Here is a 23098-nt window from a genome sequence, read left to right as displayed (position 1 = left end):
CCGGTGACTCTACCATTAGAATCGGTTGTAAAAGCCTGCTTTATGCCATTAGCATAAAGCAGGCTTCTTTAGCTGCTACAAGTGCAAATAAAAAGCCGCACCCTCAGATACGGTCTGAGGATGCGGCTTGTTTTGGATCGCTATGCCTGAATCAGGGTTGAAAATGTACGGCCGCGGAAGGTTCGGATTCACCCGCACTGTTGCTTGCAGATACCTTGAACCATCCACTGGTAGATGCGGGTACGCCATAATCCATGGTATTTCCCGCTGTCGTTCCAATTTTGGTGTATGGAGCCGAGCCTGTTTCACTGTAAAATACAGCATAACTATCTGCGTCTGGAGTTGACGCCCATTGAATGCGCAGTCCTTGAGAGAGGGCAGATACGCTGACTTGACCCGGTGTGCCTGGGGCTGTCGTTGTCGTATTATCGGTCTGTGTTTCTCCCGGAGTAACAACTGTACCTGGAACTTCAATCGGCTCATTAATCTCTTCTTCCACAGGAGGAGCTACACTTCCAGCACTATTTACGGTTGCGCTAGGAGAAGACTCTCTGCCAGCAACATCCACTGCGGTTACATAGAAGGCGAAGTTGCCGCCTTGAGCTGCATATGCAGAGAATGATCTGGATTCACCGGTAAGGACAACCTGACCTTGGTTCTGGAATCCTCCACCGTTTACAGAACGATACAGACGATAACCCACGACATCATTTTCAGGTGTGGCATTGAATGTAATGACAGCTCTGTCACCCGAGGTTGAGATTCGTACGTTACCTGGTGCATCAGGAGTTTTGCCATTATCTGTTCTTGGATCAATCTGTGTTGGCATGTCTGCATCAGCATCTTCAGGAAGGTAATAAGCAAGTGACTCATGTCGACTCATACGTGAGAATGCATTTTGCAATTCTTTGATGAGATCCGAGATTGGCTTTTTACGCTTGATTACTGTTTTTTCCTTCAACATGTCCGAAGGTGTTCCATCACGCGGAATATAGTTTACACCATTGTAAGTGATGTATTTGGCTTTGGCGACACCATCATCGCTATCCTTCGGAACAAACTTGCTGTTGAAAATATCCGTAACAAATTTGTCAGTCATGGATGTTGGCAACTTACCGCTGTAAGCCGATACCGTGCGCGTTTCGATGCCAGATGGTTTTTTGAACGAATCCGTGACGAACAGATCTTTTTGCGTATCGATCACTTCATTCAGGATTTTCGACCACAGTTGCTGCGCACGTTTTCGCTGTGATTTGCTTTCCAGCGTATTCACCGGCTGTTTGTATCCAACCCACACGCCAAGTGTGACATCTGGTGTATAGCCTTCAAACCAGACATCTGCATAGTTTTGAGTGGAACCCGTTTTACCTACAATTGGCACACTCTTCGAATATTTGTAATTCTCACGTACTTTATCTGCCGTTCCCTCTGTAATAACGGTCCGCAGCATATCGGTCATCAGGTATGCTGTCTGCTCCGAGAAGGCCTGGACAGGTTCAGTATCGTGTTTGTAGACGATGTTGCCTTTGGAATCTACAATTTTGCTAATCATGTAGGAATCATTATATACACCATTATTGGCGATGGCACCATAGGCACTGGTCAGTTCTTCAACGGTTACACCGTATTGGAGACCTCCGAGAACACCGGTCTGAGCCTGATAGTCTTCCTTCTGAATAGTGGTGATTCCTAATTTCTTGGCGAAAGCCCACGCTTTGTCGATCCCGACTTCTTCATTGAACAATTTTAAAGCCGGTATATTAAGTGAGTAATTCAGTGCTCTGCGGGCCGTAACAAGTCCTTGGTAACGGTTGTTAGCGTTCTTTGCAATGTGGTACCCGCTCGGTCCACTTTTCAAAATGATCGGTGAGTCATCAATAATTGAAGCAGGCTGAACAAGACCTTCATCTAGCGCAGGAAGATAAGCGGCTATTGGTTTCATCGTTGAACCTGGCTGACGTATCATCTGCGTTGCGTAGTTCATCTGTTCATCCTGGAAATCGCGTCCCTCAATCATGCCAAGAATAGCACCGGTTTTGTGATTAATCAGCATGGCAGCAGTTTGTTCTTTTCCTTTGACAGGATCATCTGCTGAGAAGTTGCTGTCATCTTCCGCAATGGTACGCATCGTTTTGTAGATACTTTTGTTGATGGTCGTGTAAATGCGATATCCACCTGTCCGCAGTTGCGTCTGAGCTTCCTCTAATAACGCGCTGCTTTCCTTCTGAGGTGTGTCTGCATCCGTACCTTTGTCTGTAGATTCAGCTGTGTCGGAATTCAACTGTTTCATCAAAATCTGTGCAGCTTGTCGTTCCGTTTCCATCATAAGATATGGATAAGTATTGTAAGCCTTGATGGTCTTCGGAGCGAGTGAGCTTTTGATATCAAAAGCAAGAGCTTCATCATACTGGGATTGATTGATTTTACCCAGTTCAAGCATACGACGTAATACCAGATGCTGACGATTGATTGCGCGGTCAAAATTTTCCTCTACAAAATCACCTTTACCGTTAAAAGCGGAGTAAGAGGAGGGGAGTTGTGGCAATCCAGCAAGATAAGCCGCCTGAGCAATGTTGATTTTTTCTAGATCGTTAATATTGAACAATCCTTTGGCGGCGGCTTTGATTCCGTAAACGTTGTATCCGCTGGAACCATTACCAAAAGGAACTTTGTTCAGATAGGCTGTCATGATCTCGTCCTTGGTAAGGAAACGTTCGAGTCGGAGTGAGAGCAAGATTTCTTTCACTTTTCGATCTTCCGTGCGATCCAGATTCAAAAACACACGACGCGCTAATTGCTGAGTCAGTGTACTACCGCCGGTTTGTACTGATTCTTTCAGCACTTTTTGTTTCACGGCACGTAGTGTTCCGCTCATGTCTACACCTTTATGTTCGTAAAAATGATTGTCTTCAATCGAAATGACTGCATCAATAACCTTTTGTGGGATCTGGTCCGTAGTGACCGGACGCCTGTCTTCTTCCGTACGTAATTGACCGATCGGACTGCCGTCGGCAAAGTAAGCAAAGCCTGTGATGGAGTTTTCGCTGACTTTTTGTTCAATCAGGGCCCTTGAACGGACAGGCTCGTCTTTCACAATGGAACTGACGTATCCCATCAAAGCACCGCCTACAAATAGTGCCCCCATAAATCCAAGGACAACCATCCAACTGACGAAACTTCCCAGTCTGCGGGCAAAGCTACGCTTGCGTACAGGCTGTTCATCGGGCTTTTTCTTATTAACATCAACCATTCAGTGTCTTCCTCCTTTTAACAGCACTTATTATAGCATAAAAAGGCGGGTTTGCATGCCTGAGAAATACAAGTAATGGTCGAAATTTGCCATTCTGCCATGCATTATGCTATATATCATGCGATATTGAAGCACATTTCATGAGTTGTAAGCCAAAATAAGCAGGCCACCTCCATGCTGAGGTGCATAGGGTGGCCTGAATGATGTGTCGTTTGGGAGGTCTTCTTTATCAGGTTTTGAAACGTTGAATCAGTTCTAATAGTTCTTGGGTAAGATTAGCCAGAGAAGCAGATGCCGCCGTAATCTCTTCCATGGATGCGAGTTGTTCTTCAGAGGCAGAAGCAACACGAGTTGCATGATCTGCTGTCTCATGACCAATGGTTTTGAGTTGCACTAACGTGGCATCAACCTGCTGTGATCCAGCTGACATCTGCTGCGCAATGGCTGAGACATGCTCAATCTGCTCATTAACATCTGAAATCTGTGATGAAATGGAGAGGAATAGTTCACCACTTTCATTAATGACTTCTGCGATGTGACTAACTTCGGAGTTCCCTTGTTCCATATTTTCAACGAGAGAAAGGACCTCTTGCTGAACGCTATGAATCAACGCTGCAATCTGCGCTGCTGATATTCTGGATTGTTCAGCCAGATTACGAATCTCGGAAGCAACAACACCAAAGCCGCGCCCGTGTTCACCTGCTCGTGATGCTTCAATGGAAGCATTAAGGGCAAGCAGATTGGTTTGACGGCTAACTTCCGTGATCATGCCTGTAATATGGCCAATCTCTTCAGAACGTTGACGGAAATTCTCCAGTGCGGTCATGGATGTCTGCACAGAAGAGGTGGCACTATCGACCATACGCATAGCGGACTGAATCTTATCGGTTCCGACAGTTGTTCGCTCAGCCACAGCTCGCGATGAATCCGATACATCGGAGGCGGCCTTTGCAATTCTTCCGATCCCTGCAGATATTTCATTCATGGAACGGGAGGACTCTTGCAGCTCCTGCACCTGTTTACCTGCTTTATCTGCAACTTCGACTCCTGTTAATGCAATCAGTTCGGCTGCTTTACCTGTTTCTTCGGCACCTGCGGTCAATTGTTGAGAAGTGGAGCCGACAGATAAAGCATGTTCGGATATAACCGATATGGTATGTCGCAGTGTATCCATCATCTGATTCATATGACCCGCCATGACGCCAAATTCATCTTTGGATCGTACAGGTAACTTTTGTGTCAAATCCCCGCCAGCGAGCTGTCCAGCGACAATATTGACTTGATTCAACTGCCTTACAATGGAGACGATAGTGTAGGTAACCACACCTGCAAGCAGAAGTACTGCCAGTGCCGCAATCAGTATGGACCAGTTCAAGCTGTCATAGAAAGGTTGAAGGATATGGCTCTTTGGCAGCGCCGACACAAGGTACCAGCTTGAATCCGTTCCTTGTAACCTGGCGGGCTCGGCAATAAACAGTTCTTCCCCTACTTCAGGGTCTGTAGCGTAAAACTGGGACTCGCCAGATTGTATACGCTGAATGACCGTCTTCATATCAGATGGAATTACGGCTCCTTCATTAGCCAGTTCCGGTTTTGAGCCATGTGCAGCAATCTGTCCTTCGCTAGTAATAAGCATGGCATACCCTTGATCCGGATTAAGTGATGCTATATTTTGCTGAAAACGATTAATGGTAAAGTCGGCCCCCACAATGCCCAGAAAATTTTTGTTTTCATCTAATAGAGGGAGGACAATCGAAACGAGTAGTGTTTCTTTTCCGCCAACCGTGTAGGTAACAGGCTCGGACCAATAGATGGATTTGGTTTTCTTGGGCAGCTGATAATACGTACTGGTTTCACTGTTTCCCTCATAGGTAGTGAGCGGCTCGAAATGCAGAGAGTTACCGTCCCGTATGGCGTATGGAACAAATCGACCCGTAGCATCATCATAATCATTTTTATTGACGTGACTCGCATCGTTTCCATCAAAGGCATTCGGTTCCCAGCCCGTATAAAAGCCAAAAACTTTCTCATCCTTTTTCAGATACTGTTCAAGAAGCCTAACAACTTCCTCGCGATTGAGTGAGCCGTTCTTAGCGGCATCCAATAACGTGATACTCATGGTGTCCAATGTGTTTTTGACCTGATTCATGTCTGTCATGAACTCGTTCGTAGCACGATTTGCTGCTTGTCCCGCAACAGTTTCGCCGTACTGCAGGCTTTTGTCGTAAATCGATTTGGTGTTAAATGCAATCAGGGCTCCAATACAGCAGAGTAATACGATCCCGAGTAAAAGCCCCAGTTTAACAGCGAGCTTGCGATTGCGAAAAAAATACATGTGTAATCCCCCTCGATGTAACTCTTGTGATGATCGTATGGATGTGTGCTTCTCCTAAAGGGAGTCTATATTTTATATCGTTAATTAAGGTCTTATAATGAAGATAAATAGAAAAAAGCATAGAAAAACAGCTGCCGAGAAAATCTCGACAGCTGTTTGGATTGAAACTTTAATGTGATTGCAACGATTAACGGTTGTAGAACTCGACGATTTGTTTTTCATCGATGTCTTGGGACAATTCAGCACGCTCAGGCAAGCGGATGAATTTACCTTCTACAGCTGCTTCGTTGTATTCAACGTATGCTGGAAGATGCGAACGGCCTTCCAAAGCTTCTTTAACGGAAGAAAGAGCGCGGCTCTTCTCACGCAAGCCGATTACATCGCCAGTGCTTACTTGGTAAGAAGCGATATCGACTTTTTTGCCGTTTACAGTTACGTGACCGTGTGCTACCAACTGACGCGCTCCAGCGCGGGAGTTAGCAAACCCAAGGCGGTAAACGAGGTTGTCAAGGCGGCACTCAAGCAAGAACATGAAGTTCTCACCGGCAATACCTTGCATTTTTTGAGCTTTAGAGAACAGTGTGCGGAATTGCTTCTCGCCCAAACCGTACATGTGGCGCAATTTTTGTTTTTCTTGCAATTGCATACCGTAGTTGCTCATTTTTCTGCGTTGGTTAGCTCCGTGCTGACCTGGAGGGAAAGGGCGTTTCAATTCTTTGCCTGTTCCGCTAAGGGAAATGCCGAGGCGACGGCTCAATTTAAATTTAGGACCAGTGTAACGTGCCATGTTTAAAGTAGCTCCTTTTTAGTTAAAGTTCATATTAGGGCTCTGTTTGCGCTCCAATTTGTTGATGCGGGCTTGGCCTCGCATAGAACGATCAGGAAAGTTCAGCCGCTGTCCTGAAAGCAACAAAAAGAATGAGGGTGACACAACCGGTAATGCCCAAATTTAAAGACCCATTAGTAGTCTTCATCAACAATTTATATTACAGTTTAAGAGAACCAAAGTCAAGCGTAGAATAAAAGCAAAAAAACGTCTAAATTTGTCGATAGGTCATTGGGCCTAAAATAATGGGACAATTTTCTGAAATATGGATGCAAAAAAGCTTTAAACAGAGTAAAATAGATTGTATCTTAACTTTAAATCATCTTTATGTAATAAGGTTATCGCAACGAATTTGCAGGTTTGCGATAACGTCTGCAGATTAATGCATCCTGGTGGATGCAAAAACGGTGCAAAGGAGCGCCTGACATGTTAGAACATCTAAGAAGTTTACCTGCCAGCTTGAATTCACGAAGTTCGGGCGATTCCGCATCTGTTGCCGCTCCTCGTTCTCATGAAGAGCATGTGTTGTGGATGCAAAAAATGGATATCACACCTTTTGATTTTTCATATTTGGGCAGCTTGCTAGAGCAGGCATACAGTGACTGGAACTCCAAATTAGATTCAGGCCTGGACAGGAGATCAACCTTTTACAGCGTATGGAACACGGAAGGCGATTGTGTAGGGTACGATCGTAATCATGATGCTGATCCAGGCTTGGATGCACGCAGGCTTGTATTGGAATGTTTGGATAAGAGACAGGCCCTGTCTCTCAGAGGGACTAGCGACCGTGGAGAATATCTCCTGATAACACACCCTTTATTCTCCAGAACGAACAAGGATATGTTTGCCGTATTCACTGCTGTGATCTATGAATCCAATCGATATGAAACGTCTGAAGCTGTGGTTCGATCTGAGGCATTGCATTACCACACCTGCTTTTACCGAAGATTTGAATACATATTTATGACGGACCTGTTACATGCTCATGAACAAACAGCGCGTGAGGAACACCGGAGGTCTATCCTCTTTCAGATTGTTCAGCGAATGCATGACAAAATGGATGTCGACGCCATATTGGATGAGGTATTTGACAGTATGGACTATTTGTACCCGGCCACGTATATCAAACTGTATATGTCTCAGGATCAGAGCAACTTTAATCCGCGGATTCAACCACTGCTTGTCCACGAACGAGGAGACGATATATGTGTGCGTTCGTTTATGGAAGGCAAGCTGATCGTTGCTCGTTCAGATGAGGGCGAGAATCGCATCGTAGAGGTAGGTCTTCCTTTGAAAGGAAAACAAGGCATATACGGTGTATTCCATATCGAAATGAATGAAGAGCTCATGGAAGAATCGGATCTGCAGTTGATTACGATGATGGTAGACACCGCAGGCACGGCCTTTGAGAACGCCAAATTGCATGAACAATCCAATATGTTGATTCAGGAACTTCGTCTAATCAATGATCTAACACAGCGCTTGAACAAGAGCCTGCATCTTTCGGAGATCTATCAATTATCCGAGCAAGAGTTAAAGGAAATATTTCAGGCTGAAACGTGTTGTATTCTTCAACTCAATGATAGTACGAATGACTTTGAAGTCATGTCATCTAACGTGAAAGATGTCTTTCACCAATCATTCTCTGTAGACTACGGTATCGCAGGCTTGGTGTATCGAACAGAGGAACCGCTTATTATATCCAATTATGCGCAGTATGATAAAGTATCCTCTTTTTTCATGGAAGATACGGGATCCGTGTCACTGATTGCATCACCGATCAGAGTAAATGGTGAAGTGAAGGGTGCCATTTTGCTCGGACATAGTAGAGAGCATTATTTTTCATATGATAACTATCGGCTCTTGCAGATGTTATCCATTCATATCGGGCTTGCCCTGTCGAATGCCACGCTGCATGCCGAGGTTCGGCGCTTGGCTAATCTGGATATGTTGACAGGTCTGTACGTGAGGCATTATCTGGATAGTGTCATTCACGAGAGACAGGCTCATGAATTCTGTGGCTCCCTCATTGTGGTGGATATTGATCAGTTCAAACAGGTGAATGATACATTCGGACACCAGACGGGGGATCAAGTATTGAAGCAAGTGAGTGAGATCGTCACCAGCTCTGTTCGCCCGGAAGATGTCTGTGCCAGATGGGGTGGAGAAGAACTGGCGATCTATATGCCACAGGTGAGTGTAAGGCAGGCGCTAGATTATGCGGAAGTGATTCGAAAGAGGGTTGCAGAAGAGACCAGACCACTCGTCACGGTATCCAGTGGCATCGCAGAGTGGAATTGGATGGATGAGAAGGTTAGTGTAGAGTCCTTGTTTTATCGGGCTGATATGGCTTTGTACAGCGCGAAGAATGGTGGTCGGAACAGAATTGTTGTAGAGGAACAGGATATAACGCGTTAAGAGAGAACAATTCCAATTGCGGAGTCGTTCTCTTTTTTTATGTATTAGAGATCAAGTTGTGTTATAGAAGGAAGTATAAGCGTATACGGGCGGGGCAATCTATGGAGAAAGTTCATGGAAGGGTGAAGATAGACATGCTTAACCGCCATTCAGTACGTACATTATGGTTATTAGTGAGCATCTTGATGATTGGTGTCCCGGGTTGTGGATTCATCCAGCGAGATCGAACGCCTGAAGAGGTTTTTTCCCTGGCTTTATCGGGGATAGCGGGAAAAGAAACATTGAGTTTTGAAGGAGAGGCAGGACTTCGACGGGAGAACAGTGGACTGTTCGAGAATCAGTTCAAATTCGAAGGAAAGCTGGAGAATCATGACCGTCTGACCCTTCAGACCCGATTACCTGGAGAAGTAACTGCTGCGGGCACAGGCATTCATACGACTGCCGTAAATAATAATGGACAGCCCAGTGGGTTTAGCGCCTCTTTCGAGCGGAAACAAGGGCAATGGATGGCATTGACAGCGCAGCATGAGCCGCTACGTGGTTCTCTTTCCCGCTTTAATCCAATTGCGCAAATGGAAAATATTGATAAGATGAACAAAACCATTCAATCCGAGTATGGGGCCGGTCGTCGAACCAGAACATTACGAATTGAACTTGCACCGGAAGATGCCAAAACATGGGCTGTAGCCCAGCTAAACGACGAAATGAACGCCATTCGGGCAGAATATATGCATAAGGCAGCTACGGTGAAAGGAGCGCGTAAAGAGAAGCTTGAGAAGGATCTGGACAAAGTTTGGAAACAGGGTGAAATAACGATGCAACAGATGATGGAACAAGCTAACGTACAGACGGTATATCATCTCACCGTAGATCGGAAGAGCAGTCTGCCTCTTCGTTTATCCTCTGAAAGTCAGGTGAGTTACACGGACAACAACCGTAAAAGTAACAAAGAAGCCCTTGTCACCGATGTAAACTTCAAGTCATATCAATAAACGAAGTGAGGGACTGCCTGCTGACGGGATGACTGTTCGCGTGCTACAATAGTATCGTAATTTACCGTTGTTCAATTCAAGCATGGCAGAAGACAGGAGGATTTTACCAAGATGAAAGACCCAAGAATTCAAAAGCTTGCAGCAAGCCTGGTGGGCTATTCTGTAGATGTGCAGCCTGGTGAAAATGTATTGGTTGAGATGATTGGATCAGAACGTGATCTGATTAACGCCATTATTGAAGAGGTAGGCAAAAAAGGTGGTAACGTCTTTGTACAGTTGACCGATAAGACCGTACAGCGTGCTATGCTGAAAAATGCGACCGAAGAAATGATGAAAACATGGGCAGAGATTGATCTGAACCGTATGAAGCAGATGGATTGTTATATCGGTATTCGTGCGGGAGAAAATGTGAATGATCTGTCCGATGTGCCGGAAGAAAAAATGAAAATGTACAATTCATTATACTCCCACCCGGTACATAGTGAACAACGTGTCAAACATACGAAATGGGTTGTGCTTCGTTACCCTAACGCAAGTATGGCGCAACTCGCCAATACGAGTACAGAAGCGTTTGAAGATTTCTACTTCGACGTATGTAACCTGGATTACGCCAAAATGGACAAAGCGCAGGACTCGCTCGCTAACCTGATGAAGCGGACGGACAAAGTTCGTATCACCGGACCGGAAACAGATCTGAGCTTCTCCATCAAAGATATCGGTGCAGAGAAATGTTCTGGGCAAAAGAATATTCCGGATGGCGAAGTGTACAGCGCCCCTGTGCGTGATTCCGTGAACGGAACGATTAGTTATAACACACCAACGCTGTATAACGGAGTGACATTTGAAAATATCAAGTTCACATTCGAGAATGGAAAAATCATTGAAGCGACAAGCAACGATACAGAGCGTTTGAATGAAATCCTGAATTCGGATGAGGGTGCTCGTCATATCGGTGAATTCGCGATTGGATTTAACCCGCACATTCTGCATCCGATGAAAGATATTCTGTTCGATGAAAAAATCGCAGGCAGCTTACACTTTACACCAGGTCAGGCTTACGAAGAAACAGACAATGGCAATCGCTCGTCCATCCACTGGGATCTGGTGTTGATCCAGCGTCCGGATTATGGCGGCGGGGAGATTTATTTTGACGATGTGCTGATTCGTAAAGACGGTATCTTTGTTATTCCTGAGCTGGAATGCCTGAATCCGGACCGTTTGAATTAGGAACAGGATTTTGCTGTTGCTAGGAAAGCGGATTCACGGTATCATGTAGTGGTAATTAATAGATGATACCAATCGTAAAAAGACGGAGGGATTCCTATGTCGAGTAATAACGCGGCTGTAGTGGAAATTGCTCAAACAGCAGGCAAGTTTACTTCTTCAATCGTGCTTCATTCGGAGAACAAGTATATCGATGTGAAAAGTATTCTCGGATTGTTTACAACGCTGATCAGCACGCACAGCTATGAACTGCATGTTCATGGTCCAGATGCAGTTGAAGCAAAAGCAGCCATGTCAGAAGTATTTGCCAAGCATGGACTAAATGTAAGTATCGCATCTGAGTAATAGCTATCAAGAAGCACCTTTGCCTTTTTTGGCAGGGGTGTTTTTTGGCATGGAATGACCCAAATACTCATCTGGACGGGATTGGAACAGGAGGATTAAGCTTCAACAGAAGGCTTAACTTTGCGTTCTTATTTTGGTCAGGTTCTTGTATTAGCTCTTCATTTCGTCTAATATTAGAGGTAGAACGTCTTTACGCGATTTTTGGGACATAGGGGGGAAAAATGCATGACTTCATCTGATCTGCAGGACCAGCTGAATTTGAAAGCGATCAGTCTTCTTCAAGAAGATGCAGATAAAATACAGAAGCTTATTGAAGTACAGATGGAGAATCTGGCTACCCGCTACTGCCCTCTCTATGAGGAAGTATTGGATACACAGATGTATGGGTTCTCCAAGGAAGTTGATTTTGCTGTTCGTGCAGGGCTCCTTCCAGAAGGTGCAGGTAAGCAGCTGGTTAGCGCGCTTGAGCGGAATTTGGCAATTCTATATGAAGCCTTGAACAAGAAGAATGAGCAATAGCCTGCAAATGCGCGGGTCAGAATAGAAGGCATGCAGGCGTTTATGCATGCTTTTTTTGTGCGTCTGAACAGAATGGGGATGCAAACCAGCCGGAGGGCGTATACAAGCAAAGAGACAGCTCCAAATGTACATTGGGCCGCCTCTTGTGGCTTGTTTATTTTAATGATGGATGCGTGAGGCCTGGTTACACCAGGAAGAAGGATACACCGAGTATGATATACACCACGAGCAGGAGTAAACCTTCATACCAATTCGTTGAACCATCTTGGGTAATGGACTTGGCAATAAATACGGATACGCCGATGGCGACCAGTTCAATTGTTGTAAATACGATATCCATGGTTCTGCCTGTGAAGTAGCTGACAAAAATCAGTACAGGAGCTACGAAAAGTGCGATCTGTAAGCTGCTGCCGACCGCAATCTCGACGGCGGCTCCAATTTTATTTTTCATGGCAAGCATGATGGCTGCACTGTGTTCGGCCGCATTACCGATGATGGCCACAAGGAATGCACCGACAAACAGTTCGCTAAGTCCAAATTCCGAAGTGAAGACTTCGAGCGTGCCCACCAGCCATTCACTGACGAAGGCAACCATGACCGTTGCGAGCACCAGGTAGAGAATAGATTTTTTCTTGGACCATGCCGGAGCATGTTCATGCGGGAGCTCTTCATCGCGATCCTCAGTGACGTCTGCAAGGTAGTTCTTATGCGTCACCATGGAGAATAATAACCAGGCAATATATGCGAGAATGAGCAATCCGGCTACGATGAGACTAAGTGTATTGGTGTCTTTCTGTGTAATGGAATGTGTATTGAGAAAGACTGCCGGAATAAACAGGGCAATGATGGCAACAATCATCAGGGATCCATTCAGACCTGCGAGAGAAACATTATAATTCTGAATTTTGAACTTGAGTCCCCCGGCAAAAATACTTAACCCAAGCACTAACAGCAGATTTCCGATGATGGATCCTGTCAGACTTGCTTTGACCATGTCGAACAGTCCCTCTTTAACGAGGAAAATGGCAATAATCAATTCGGCGGCATTGCCGAAGGTCGCGTTCAAGAATCCACCCAGCCGCTGTCCGGCATAGTGGGCAACATTTTCGGTGGCTTTGCCTAAAAAACCGGCCACAAAAATAACCGAAATGGCTGATATCACGAACTGTAGAATCGAATCCCATTTCAAGAAGTGGGCGATGGCACTGAGTGCAAAGAACGCAATCAGCAAAATGGATGAAATCCGGTTTCTCACAACAAACACCTCGGTTATAAATTATTTTGTTTTGAATTGCATTGTAAATCGCTTATGAGATTATTTTCATATTTCAATATAACCAAATGGTGGTAGGTTGTAAACGCATCTTTTTGAGTTTAATTTGCTTTTTGGGGTGGAAAGGATTTAAAATACGAGTAACGAAGTGAAGGAGGATGTGGCATGGCAGAACAACTTCAACTGGAGAGCGGAAACATCCGGATTGCCGATGACGTGGTTGCGAAAATTGCCGGAATGGCTGCAATGGAAACGCCCGGAATTGCCGCAATGTCTGGAGGTTTGTCAGAGGGCTGGGCGAAGCGACTCAGCGGTAAAAACGTACAGAAAGGCGTGAGCGTTGAGGTCGGCCAGCTGGAAGCAGCCATTGACCTGCGCATCATCGTCCTGTACGAAACCCCGATTCATGAAGTTTCCCGTATGCTTCAGCAGAATGTAAGAGAAGCGGTAGAGACCATGACCGGATTACGCGTGGTTGAAGTCAATGTAAAGGTAGAAGGCGTATCTTTCAAAGGCGACGATCTGTAGACATCGCAATCCGCAATGGAGGACAGGGCTACATTGACCTGTTCTTCATCTTGATAGACAGAACTGTAACGAGTACACAAAAAGGCTGCGCATCCATTAGGTGCGCAGCTTTTTTGTGTACTGTTTTTTATCGAATCCGACGGATGGACTCCCGCGAACGAAGAGCAGGAGAGGTACGAGTCTGTGTCTGTACAGTCACGGATTTGGTTTTCTCTTCCTTGATCACGTCCAGATTGTTGGTGCGCGAGATACTGAGCAGAATGCCCATGGCAACCATCATCACAAAGAGTGAGGTACCCCCATAACTGATAAACGGAAGCGTAACGCCCGTCACCGGAATGGTCTGAGTTACACCACCGATGTTGATAAATGCCTGAATCGCGATTAGTCCCATGATGCCTATGCCGACCAATGTTCCGAATGGATCGGGACAGCGTAGAGAGACAATAATTCCTCGCCAGATGAAGTACAGGTAAACGAGCAGGAATAATGTACTTCCGATGAACCCAAGTTCTTCACCAATCACGGAGAAAATAAAGTCATTATACGCATTTGGCAGATAGTGCAGTTTCATCGTACCTTGTCCAATCCCGGAACCTGTCATGCCGCCATCACCAATGGCAACAAGGGAACGGTAGAGGTTAAGACTTCCACCATTAATATCGGATAATGGATCCAGAAAAGCTTGGATACGTCCGATCTTGTAGTTCTGCTCCGCAGTGACTGCTGTTGTAGCGGTCGTCGTGTCGGAGGGAGACATGGAAGAAAATAGGGAATTCGCTCCGAACGCCAGTGCTCCACCGAGTGCAACCAAGAGAATCGAACCCAGAATATGTTTCATACTGGCTCCACCGGCATAGATCAAGAGACCACAAGTGGATACTAGAATGAAGGTGGTACCAAAGTCTGGTTGCAGCATGATCAGTCCTGCGATGAATCCAACGATGAACAAGACGGGAAAATACCCTGTCTTGAAAACTCTGAATTTCTCACCTTTTTTGGTGATCAGAGCAGAGAGATATAGAATGATAGCAATTTTTGCGAACTCTGCAGGCTGAAGACTGAAGCCGAAAATGTGAATCCAGCTTCGTGCACCGTTCAATACTGCGCCTGAGATCAAAACAATCACCAGCATGACCGTAGTGATCAGGAAAAAGGGTGCATAGAGCTTTTTGTACTTGTTGAAGCGGATATTCATGGCAAAGAACATGCCAAATAGACCGATAATCGCCCACATAAGTTGTTTTTTCGTGAAGTAAAGGGCATCATTGTTAAATCTGTCGCTTGCGATTGCAATGCTGGAACTGGAGCTGAATACCATCACCAGTCCGAAGCCCACCAACAATAAAGTGAGGATTAGCAGTTGAAAATCCGGCGTGCCTCTCTTCGTTTTCGTTTGGGCCGTTTGTTGTTTCATCGTTTGGCCCAGCCTATGCTTCCAGCAGTTCTTTAAGCTGCTGTAATTTTTGGGCTGCCAGCTTCACGACTGGTTGCGGAACGGAAGAGTCATAGTCCAGGCCGTGAGGGAAGGTGGCTTTGCCGAGGTACACTGCTTCAACAGCAAGAACGGTATCCGGTTTTTCCAATTTGCCTTCCACTGCGCGGGTATTAATGCGTACAAAGTATTCTGATTTGGTTTGTTCATCTTCAATTTTGTAGTCGTATGTAGCACGGTAATATTCCCATTGCCACCGGACAAATCCGACTTTCTCGGCGCTCTCATCCAGGTATGCCAAGTCGCTCTTCAAGCCATCCAAGCCTGTATTCTCAAAAATCATAAGCGTTTGATCCTCCTCATAAGCTTCCGAGTATAATTCCTCGAGTATTTCTCTAGTTCATGATAGTATGTTTCCCCTTCCCGTGCAAGCTTTCCAAGGGCGTTTCGTATCGGTTTTCTTCCAATTCTGCTACAATATACAGCAATAGGTTTGAAGAGGAAGGTTCGGGCTTGATATAAGTCCCGTTCAAGATTGAAAGGGTGGAGAGACATGACTAATAATATATGGTGGGAAGATCTGCAGATCCACATGGTGGAATGGCGGCGTCACCTTCATCGCAATCCAGAGGTTTCCTTTCATGAGGAGAAGACATCCTCTTTTGTAGCGGATATGTTGGAGAGCTTTGGCGTTGAAGTGAGGCGTCATGTTGGTGGTCATGGGGTCATTGGTACAATCCGTGGGGATAAGCCGGGTCCTGTCGTTATGCTGCGAGCTGATATGGACGCACTGCCAATTCAGGATGAGAAGAATATCGAGTATGCTTCACAACAAGCAGGAGCGATGCATGCATGCGGCCATGATGGTCATATCTCCATCTTGCTCGGTACGGCATTGTATTTCAGCCGTCACAAGCAGGAGATCCGAGGCGAGATTCGCTTTTTGTTCCAGCCAGCAGAAGAACTGCTTCCGGGTGGTGCAGTCCAGGTCATTGCGGATGGTGCGCTTGAAGGCGTGGATGTTATATACGGAATTCATCTGTGGACCCCGCTGCCTGTAGGTGTTGTTGCCAGTAAAGCAGGGCCAATGATGGCTGCGGCGGACGATTTTTACATTGAGATCAAAGGTAAAGGCGGACATGGCGGGATGCCGCAATCCACGATAGATAGTCTAATCGCGGGTTCTGCGCTTGTGATGCAGCTTCAGACCGTTGTCAGTCGTTCGGTGGATCCATTACAACCGGCGGTGCTGACCATTGGCACAATGCAGGCGGGATCGGCTCAAAATGTAATTGCAGAGCAATGCAAAATGAGCGGTACGGTAAGAACGTTTGATGAAGAGACCCGAAACGTGATGAAAGAGCGTGTGCTTACCATGGTAGACCAGACAGGGGCAGCCTATGGGGCAGAGACGCAAGTGAAATATATTATGGGATATCCACCTGTGGTGAACGATGAACAGGAGACAGCACGTTTCTTCAGGGAAGCTACAGAATTATTTGGGGCAGAACGAGTGCAAGCCTCCCCGATGCTGATGCCAGCGGAAGATTTTGCGTATTATCTGCAGAAGGTTCCAGGGTGCTTTATGTTTGTTGGAGCAGGAAACCCAGATAAAAATGCGATCTATCCGCATCATCATCCGATGTTTGATTTTGATGAAGACGCGATGCAGACTGCCGTGAGATTATTCATCGCCATGGCTAAGGGTTACACAGCCGAATGACTTTAGATGCAGTTGGGCATCCTGTTCATACCGAGGTATGGGCAGGATGTTTTTTATGGATTTTTATTGAGGTTGTCAAAAAGTCCACTTTTCGGTACTGAAAACTAGACTTTTTGAACTCGGAATTATACAGGTTCATTTTCGGAAGCTGCCGGAACTGGACTTTTTTTGTGATAGGAGGAAGGATCGAATGGAAGAAACAGAACATATGGGTAGAACGGATGCTTGTATTGTTCAGCGAGATTTTACAGTTTTGCTGGAAGTTGGCCACCCTGGATTCGAAAGGGCAAGAGAGCAGCTTGGGATGTATTCAGAACTGGTCAAGACACCGGCAGCATTTCATACCTACCGAATCACTCCGCTGTCGCTCTGGAATGCAGCTGCGCTGGGATGGAATTCAGATCAGGTTATCGCAAGTCTGGAGCTGGTATCGCGCTGGAACGTGCCTGCTGCACTGATACAGGATGTTCGGAGAATCATGGATCAGTATGGCAAATTAAAGCTGCATTCCGAAGCAGATCATACCAGAATGCGCCTTTACAGTGAGGATGAGCGGTTGCTGGATGAATTAAGTGGAATGAAAACGATAGCTGCCTTTCGTATGGAACGCAAGGACGCGCATCAACTTATGCTCCCAGGAGAACAGCGAGGGTTATTAAAAAGGGAATTAACACGATTGGGTTACCCCGTACTTGATTACGTGGGGTATAGGGAGGGAACCAAGCTTTCATTTGAATGGCGAAAAAATGATCCAGGAACTCACTCTGAGCGATTTGCGCTGCGTTCTTACCAGAGAGAGGCCGTGGATGCATTCGAAGGCAGTGAGGGCATGGGAGGAAGTGGTTTACTCGTACTTCCTTGCGGGGCAGGCAAAACGGTCATTGGCATGGCCGTGCTGGAGAGGCTTCAATGTGAATGCCTTATTTTGACGTCCAATACAACGTCTGTGCGACAGTGGATTCAGGAAATTCAAGACAAAACCACGATTACCAGCGAACAGATTGGTGAGTATTCAGGTCAGAAAAAACAGGTGAAACCTGTGACTGTAGCTACATATCAGATTCTTACACACCGGAAATCAAAAGATGCTGATTTTACCCATATCAAACTGCTCAGTGAGCGGCAATGGGGGCTGATCATATATGATGAAGTGCATTTGCTTCCAGCGCCGGTGTTTCGTGCAACTGCGGATATTCAAGCTACGCGAAGACTGGGATTAACGGCCACGTTGGTTCGAGAGGATGGCTGTGAACAGGATGTATTTTCACTGATTGGTCCGAAGCTCTATGATATGCCGTGGAAACAACTGGAGCAGCAAGGGTGGATTGCTGATGTACAATGCCAAGAGATACGTATCCCGTTCTCCCCGGAATTAAGATCGAATTATCTGCAAGCTGAGGTTAAGCATCAATTTCGATTGGCTGCCGAGAATCCGGCGAAGGTACCTGTAGTTAAGCGTTTGCTGGAACGTCATCGGGATTTACCTGCGCTTGTGATTGGACAATATCTGGATCAACTAGAGTTGATTGCCCGGGAAATTGAAGCACCTCTGATCTCGGGAACCATGTCGCAGCAGGAGCGAATCAAATGGTTTGCCGCTTTTCGACGTGGAGAGATTAAAACGATTGTTGTATCCAAGGTTGCCAATTTTGCTGTAGATCTGCCCGATGCTGCTGTTGCGCTTGAAATATCCGGAAGTTTCGGTTCAAGGCAGGAAGAAGCACAGCGGTTGGGACGAATTCTGAGACCGAAAGCAGGGGAAAATAAAGCCTATTTCTATGCGCTGGTATCAGAGGATAGCAAGGAACAGGATTTTGCATTAAACCGTCAGATGTTCTTGGTGGAACAGGGATATGAATATGCCATCGTTCATGAGAACGAATAGTTCATTTATACTCGCGAAAAGAGGAGGGAATGGGATATGTCTTCATCTGGACCAACAAATGAACCTGTGGTACTGAACCTTAATTCATGGTCAAAGCTTACTTGGGTGGAACAAAAAGTGCTTGGTGCAATTTTTCACAAACATGCTGGTCAGCCTTTTTCCTCCCTCCTGCCGCGAGAACAATGGGCCATCGAAGGACTAAGTGTCGCAGAAGCCAAATCTTCATTCACCAACCTTCGGCAGCAAAAATGGATCGAATCTGTGCATAAGAGTTGGGGGGAGCGATTATTCTATATTCCAGTTTCGCTGATGGAGACATTGACTATTGCTTATGCGCAAAGAGTGGGCATAACCGTCAAACAGGATACAAATCTTGCTCATGTTCTACAGGAGGGAAAGTCGGATGTTGCTGCAGAGTTACTTCATCTGATCGCTTGGATCGGAAGAGAAGGACTTCCTTTGACAGGTAAAGACACTATACATAAGAAAAGTATTCAAAAATTAAGTGTGATCACGGTGTTATCTTCGACAGATTTTGATGGTTTGGGTATCCGATATGAACATTCGGAATTGTATCCGACCCACGTTGCCATTCTCCTTGATCTACTTCTCAGTCTGAATCTGGTTCAGAAGTCAGATGGCCGAATCCAGATTCAAGATCATCAATTACAAAAATGGTTGAAGCTATCGTGGAGACAGATGCATCGGGAAATATATCAAGCGTGTATGGAAAGATACGGAGAAGTTGAACCCGCGTTACAGCATTTCCGTTATCAATTGGCAGTGCTTGCTCCAGAAAAGAACATATGGTGCCGTATAGCGAATTCGGAGTTGAAACCACGGGTCATGGGCTGGCTCTGCGCACTGGCTGGATGGGGTTATGGTGAAGTTGGAGAGGATCAGTCGGGAGATCTGGCATTCCGTTGGCTGATCGACCCGCAGAGCCTAATATATCGAGAACGAGAGATGGTAAGTGAGACGGAACCGTGTGGATTTTACATGCAGCCTGATTTCGAAATGTTGGTGCCACCGGAAGCAAGGCCCGATGTGATCTGGATGCTGGAGCAATGCGCAGAACGGGTGACGCGTGATCGAATGTCCATCTACCGCATCACAAGAGAACGATTCGTTTCGGCCATAGCCAGAGGGTATATATTTCATGAAATGATGGAGTTTCTGGATCAATATGCCCTGACAGGCATACCGGAGAATGTACGTATTGCGTTGGAAGATTGGGGAAGGGAGACGGATACTGCACCGTTGACTGTAGAACGGAAGATGGAGGTAACGGAGGCAAGTACAGGTTCCGAAGATGATCCGAAGTTATTAGAAAAAGATGTGTTGACCGGTGTATATTCTGCTTCTTTCTACACACCCGAGAATCAAGGTCTGGTTGATGTCCCTGCATTTATGCATGGGTTGGAGCGTGATCATTCGGTGATTGAGAAGAAGTTCTCTCTGCTCGGGTTGGAGGAGATACCGGAGACCTGGTACAAGGAGTGGCGTCGATATCATAGTTCAACCGCACGACAGATTGCTGCCAAAGCCATTGAGTGGCAGACCAAGCTGGGAATACAGCAGGAAAATCGTACGCAATACCTCATTCCAGATCAGGTAGAGGGTCATGAACAATGGACTTTAAGCGGTTGGTGCATGCTGGATTCAAATGAACATACATCAGAGACGGAATGGCGTACATTCTCCCCGTCGGAGTGGGATACAATGCGTCTTATCCTGCCAGATGATGTCATAACGTGACTATTTTACGTGAATATCAGGTTGAAAGGCGAATTTTCGAGCTCTCCCTATTTCTAATTGCAGGAAAAACTCTTCTTAACTATTCATGGATATGCTATGATGAGGTAGTCTACGTTAAGTAGAACTTTATATATAGATAGGATGAATATTTCATGAGCGTAGCGGAAATGAACACGGTCGATATGGCCCAAGTGTTAACGGGCGCATATGAACTGGGCGACATGATTAACCAATCTGCCGAAGTATCGGATTATTTATATTGGAAGCAGCAAGTCGAGACTTCCCCTGAGATTCAGATGGGGATTCGGAAGCTGAATGCCAAGAAGGAATTGTTTGAAGAAACACAGCGTTTCGGTCATTTTCACCCGGATTACCATGCAGCGAAAGACCAGGTGAAGGCTCTGGAACAGGAGTTGGAAAATTTCGAGGCGGTGGCCCGATTCAAACAGGCAGAGAAGTCCCTGGATGATATGTTATTCCAGATGTCAGAGACCATTGCATTCGCAGTGTCAACGACCATTAAGGTACCGAGCAATGATCCGAATCCGAAGGGCGGCTGCGGTAGTGGCGGCAAGTGTGGTTGCAGTTAAGTAATCATTATAGAAGGGCGGGGAACGATGATGTTTGCGGAAAGGACAGGATTCATTATTTGGGTCAGTGATTTGAAGGCTGCCCGTAATCTCGAAAAATATGGCACCGTGCATTATATCTCCCGCCGTATGCATTATGTGGTCATGTATGTTAATGCAGAACGGGCAGAAGATACGATGAAAAATGTGAAGCGACTTTCCTATGTGCGCAAGATCGAACGCTCGTATCGTAATGAGATCAAAACCGAGTATGCCAGCAAAACCATGGACAAAACGAGCTTTTACGGAATATAGACGAGAAACTGGAGGGACCCCTTGGGGTCGCTCTTTTCTTAAATTATGCACAAATGGACTTTAGTGAAAAAAAGTTACACTTACGCCTTGAGGTTGCGGGACTAATGTTGTAATATATTTGGTAATAAATAGATAGAAAGTCCTATCTGGTGGAGAGTGATTCCCATGCGTGATAAGGTGATGCAACGTTGGAGCACCTACGAGCCGTTTTTCGTGGCTCTTGGAGACAAGAAAGTGGCCGACATCGTCATTACCCATCATGCCAAGATGCGGTATGCAGACCGTATTGAGCCTGCACGTAGTGATGATGACCATATTGCGGCGTGGTTATGGGAGTGTCTGAAGCAGGACCGTATAACACCATACTACCGTAATGAACAGGACGTCTACCTGATTGATGAGGATCTGGTGGTGGTCGCCGAATTTTCCGAACTCGAAGGAGAATATGATATTGCGGGCAACCCGCTGCACAAAATGATTGTAGTTACGTTTCTGGGACGAATGTCGGAGACCATTGAATTAAGGGACCTGAAGTCATATTATTCATGGTTAAGACATTCAAGAAGAATGACACTGGTCAAAAATAGCCGTAAGCATAAGTAAGCCTGAGTAGATTGAATTGAAATCATAGATTCAAGTATTATCGCATGCAGACAAGCTGCATGCTTTTTTTGTTGCCAAGCGGGAAATCGGCTACAATATAAAGAGTGTAATCGAAGAGGGGCGAAGATATGAATTTTCACCAGTTGCATATTTTTTATACGGTAGCAGAGAAGGGGAGTTTCTCGGCTGCTGCACAAGCATTACATATGACTCAACCGGCAGTGACGATGCAGATTCAATCATTGGAGGACTATTTTGGAACCAAGTTACTGCATCGTTCCACCAAAAAAATAGAATTATCCGAGGCTGGCCGGACGTTATTACCTCATGCGAAACGGAGTGTAGAGCTGGTCAGACAAACGGATGAAGCGATGTCAGCGTTTACCCAGATGTTACAGGGCAGACTCCAGCTGGGAGCCAGTTTAACGATCGGGGAATATGTGCTTCCACGCATGCTCGGACCATTTGCACTTCAATATCCGGATATTTCAATCGTCATGAAAGTGATGAATACAACGCAAATTATGGATGATATATTAAAGCACCAGCTTAATTTTGGTCTGATTGAAGCGCCAGTGCACCACCCGGACATGATTGTAGAGCCTGTCATGCAGGATGAGCTGAAACTGATTGTACCTGCCGGGCATGATCTGGCTAAGCGTAGCAAAGTGAATATTGAGGATGTCATGAATTATCCCTTTGTGCTGCGTGAGAAGGGCTCAGGTACTCGTCAGGTGATGGAAGACCAATTGCAAAAGAAAAAGATTGATCCACAGGATATGAATGTTGTGATGGAACTAGGCAGCACAGGAGCGGTAAAATCAGCCGTGGAGGCAGGGGTAGGCATTACGATGTTATCACCTTCTTCGGTGCAGCATGAACTGGCTCTGGGACTTGTTCATATTGTGGATATCCGAGGACTCGAATTCAAACGGCAGTTCTATGCCATCCATCTAAAATCGTCCTTGTTGCCCCTGTCGGCAGTCGCTTTCCTGAACTATCTGCGTCAACAGGAGCAACCTGAGCCGGAACACAAGACGGGAAAGGCGTAATCGTTGGGGAAATCAATGATAGATAAGATTTAATCATAATCGATTTTA

The 23098-nt window shown here is 45.8% G+C and carries 19 protein-coding genes; 13 read left to right on the top strand and 6 right to left on the bottom strand.

Annotated elements, in window-relative coordinates:
* Positions 1–151 precede the first annotated feature (151 nt).
* The 3 genes from AB4111_RS15615 to rpsD all read right to left on the bottom strand — a co-directional run bounded on the left by AB4111_RS15615 (position 152) and on the right by rpsD (position 6372).
* On the bottom strand, positions 152–3250 hold the full coding sequence (locus tag AB4111_RS15615) for a transglycosylase domain-containing protein (RefSeq protein WP_442032283.1): 3099 nt from the start codon (positions 3248–3250) through the stop codon (positions 152–154).
* 229 nt (positions 3251–3479) lie between these two features.
* A complete protein-coding gene (locus AB4111_RS15610) occupies positions 3480–5585 on the bottom strand; it encodes a methyl-accepting chemotaxis protein (RefSeq protein ID WP_442032282.1) in 2106 nt (701 codons plus the stop codon).
* Between the two features lie 187 nt (positions 5586–5772).
* A complete protein-coding gene (rpsD, locus tag AB4111_RS15605) occupies positions 5773–6372 on the bottom strand; it encodes a 30S ribosomal protein S4 (RefSeq protein WP_062835377.1) in 600 nt (199 codons plus the stop codon).
* 465 nt (positions 6373–6837) lie between these two features.
* Here rpsD and AB4111_RS15600 point away from each other — a divergent pair, with 465 nt between their 5' ends.
* From AB4111_RS15600 to AB4111_RS15580, 5 genes are all read left to right on the top strand, one after another.
* The gene (locus AB4111_RS15600; RefSeq protein ID WP_442032281.1) at positions 6838–8829 is read left to right on the top strand and encodes a sensor domain-containing diguanylate cyclase; all 1992 of its coding nucleotides are present in this window, start codon (positions 6838–6840) and stop codon (positions 8827–8829) included.
* A 101-nt stretch (positions 8830–8930) separates the two neighbouring features.
* Positions 8931–9821, top strand: coding sequence for a hypothetical protein (locus AB4111_RS15595; RefSeq protein WP_442032280.1), 891 nt, complete (start codon positions 8931–8933; stop codon positions 9819–9821).
* A 111-nt stretch (positions 9822–9932) separates the two neighbouring features.
* Positions 9933–11048: an aminopeptidase gene (locus AB4111_RS15590; protein WP_442032279.1), complete on the top strand. Its 1116-nt coding sequence runs from the start codon at positions 9933–9935 to the stop codon at positions 11046–11048.
* Positions 11049–11144: 96 nt separating this feature from the next.
* Complete coding sequence (locus tag AB4111_RS15585) at positions 11145–11390, top strand: HPr family phosphocarrier protein (protein WP_036614658.1); 246 nt, start codon at positions 11145–11147, stop codon at positions 11388–11390.
* 225 nt (positions 11391–11615) lie between these two features.
* Positions 11616–11909, top strand: coding sequence for a YlaN family protein (locus AB4111_RS15580; RefSeq protein WP_017687426.1), 294 nt, complete (start codon positions 11616–11618; stop codon positions 11907–11909).
* A 184-nt stretch (positions 11910–12093) separates the two neighbouring features.
* On the opposite strand, the gene cax is transcribed toward AB4111_RS15580, so the two are convergent.
* Positions 12094–13164: a calcium/proton exchanger gene (gene cax, locus AB4111_RS15575; protein ID WP_253439098.1), complete on the bottom strand. Its 1071-nt coding sequence runs from the start codon at positions 13162–13164 to the stop codon at positions 12094–12096.
* A 183-nt stretch (positions 13165–13347) separates the two neighbouring features.
* Between cax and AB4111_RS15570 the strand changes: the two genes are divergently transcribed.
* Entirely contained in the window at positions 13348–13710 is a 363-nt protein-coding gene (locus AB4111_RS15570) for an Asp23/Gls24 family envelope stress response protein (protein ID WP_017687428.1), read from the top strand.
* Positions 13711–13837: 127 nt separating this feature from the next.
* On the opposite strand, the gene ftsW is transcribed toward AB4111_RS15570, so the two are convergent.
* Both ftsW and AB4111_RS15560 read right to left on the bottom strand, forming a co-directional pair.
* The gene (gene ftsW, locus AB4111_RS15565; protein WP_442032278.1) at positions 13838–15127 is read right to left on the bottom strand and encodes a putative lipid II flippase FtsW; all 1290 of its coding nucleotides are present in this window, start codon (positions 15125–15127) and stop codon (positions 13838–13840) included.
* A gap of 13 nt (positions 15128–15140) precedes the next feature.
* Entirely contained in the window at positions 15141–15488 is a 348-nt protein-coding gene (locus AB4111_RS15560) for a YugN family protein (protein ID WP_105410384.1), read from the bottom strand.
* A 210-nt stretch (positions 15489–15698) separates the two neighbouring features.
* Between AB4111_RS15560 and AB4111_RS15555 the strand changes: the two genes are divergently transcribed.
* The 7 genes from AB4111_RS15555 to AB4111_RS15525 all read left to right on the top strand — a co-directional run bounded on the left by AB4111_RS15555 (position 15699) and on the right by AB4111_RS15525 (position 23050).
* Positions 15699–16868, top strand: coding sequence for a M20 family metallopeptidase (locus AB4111_RS15555; protein ID WP_339307023.1), 1170 nt, complete (start codon positions 15699–15701; stop codon positions 16866–16868).
* Positions 16869–17058: 190 nt separating this feature from the next.
* Positions 17059–18753 (top strand): DNA repair helicase XPB, encoded by a 1695-nt coding sequence (locus AB4111_RS15550; protein ID WP_442032277.1) that lies wholly within the window; start codon positions 17059–17061, stop codon positions 18751–18753.
* 36 nt (positions 18754–18789) lie between these two features.
* Positions 18790–20511 (top strand): helicase-associated domain-containing protein, encoded by a 1722-nt coding sequence (locus AB4111_RS15545; RefSeq protein ID WP_442032276.1) that lies wholly within the window; start codon positions 18790–18792, stop codon positions 20509–20511.
* A 152-nt stretch (positions 20512–20663) separates the two neighbouring features.
* Positions 20664–21101, top strand: a complete 438-nt coding sequence (locus tag AB4111_RS15540; protein WP_253439084.1) for a YlbF family regulator — start codon at positions 20664–20666, stop codon at positions 21099–21101.
* A gap of 30 nt (positions 21102–21131) precedes the next feature.
* Positions 21132–21395, top strand: coding sequence for a YlbG family protein (locus tag AB4111_RS15535; protein ID WP_095290540.1), 264 nt, complete (start codon positions 21132–21134; stop codon positions 21393–21395).
* 165 nt (positions 21396–21560) lie between these two features.
* On the top strand, positions 21561–21998 hold the full coding sequence (locus AB4111_RS15530; protein ID WP_017687436.1) for a hypothetical protein: 438 nt from the start codon (positions 21561–21563) through the stop codon (positions 21996–21998).
* A 128-nt stretch (positions 21999–22126) separates the two neighbouring features.
* Complete coding sequence (locus AB4111_RS15525; protein ID WP_433745231.1) at positions 22127–23050, top strand: selenium metabolism-associated LysR family transcriptional regulator; 924 nt, start codon at positions 22127–22129, stop codon at positions 23048–23050.
* Positions 23051–23098: the final 48 nt, after the last annotated feature.

Source organism: Paenibacillus sp. 2KB_22 (assembly GCF_052115745.1).
In the GTDB taxonomy this organism is placed as follows: Bacteria; Bacillota; Bacilli; order Paenibacillales; family Paenibacillaceae; genus Paenibacillus.
The sequence above is the reverse complement of the archived record's forward strand: the minus strand, read 5'-3'. Positions and strand labels throughout refer to the sequence as shown.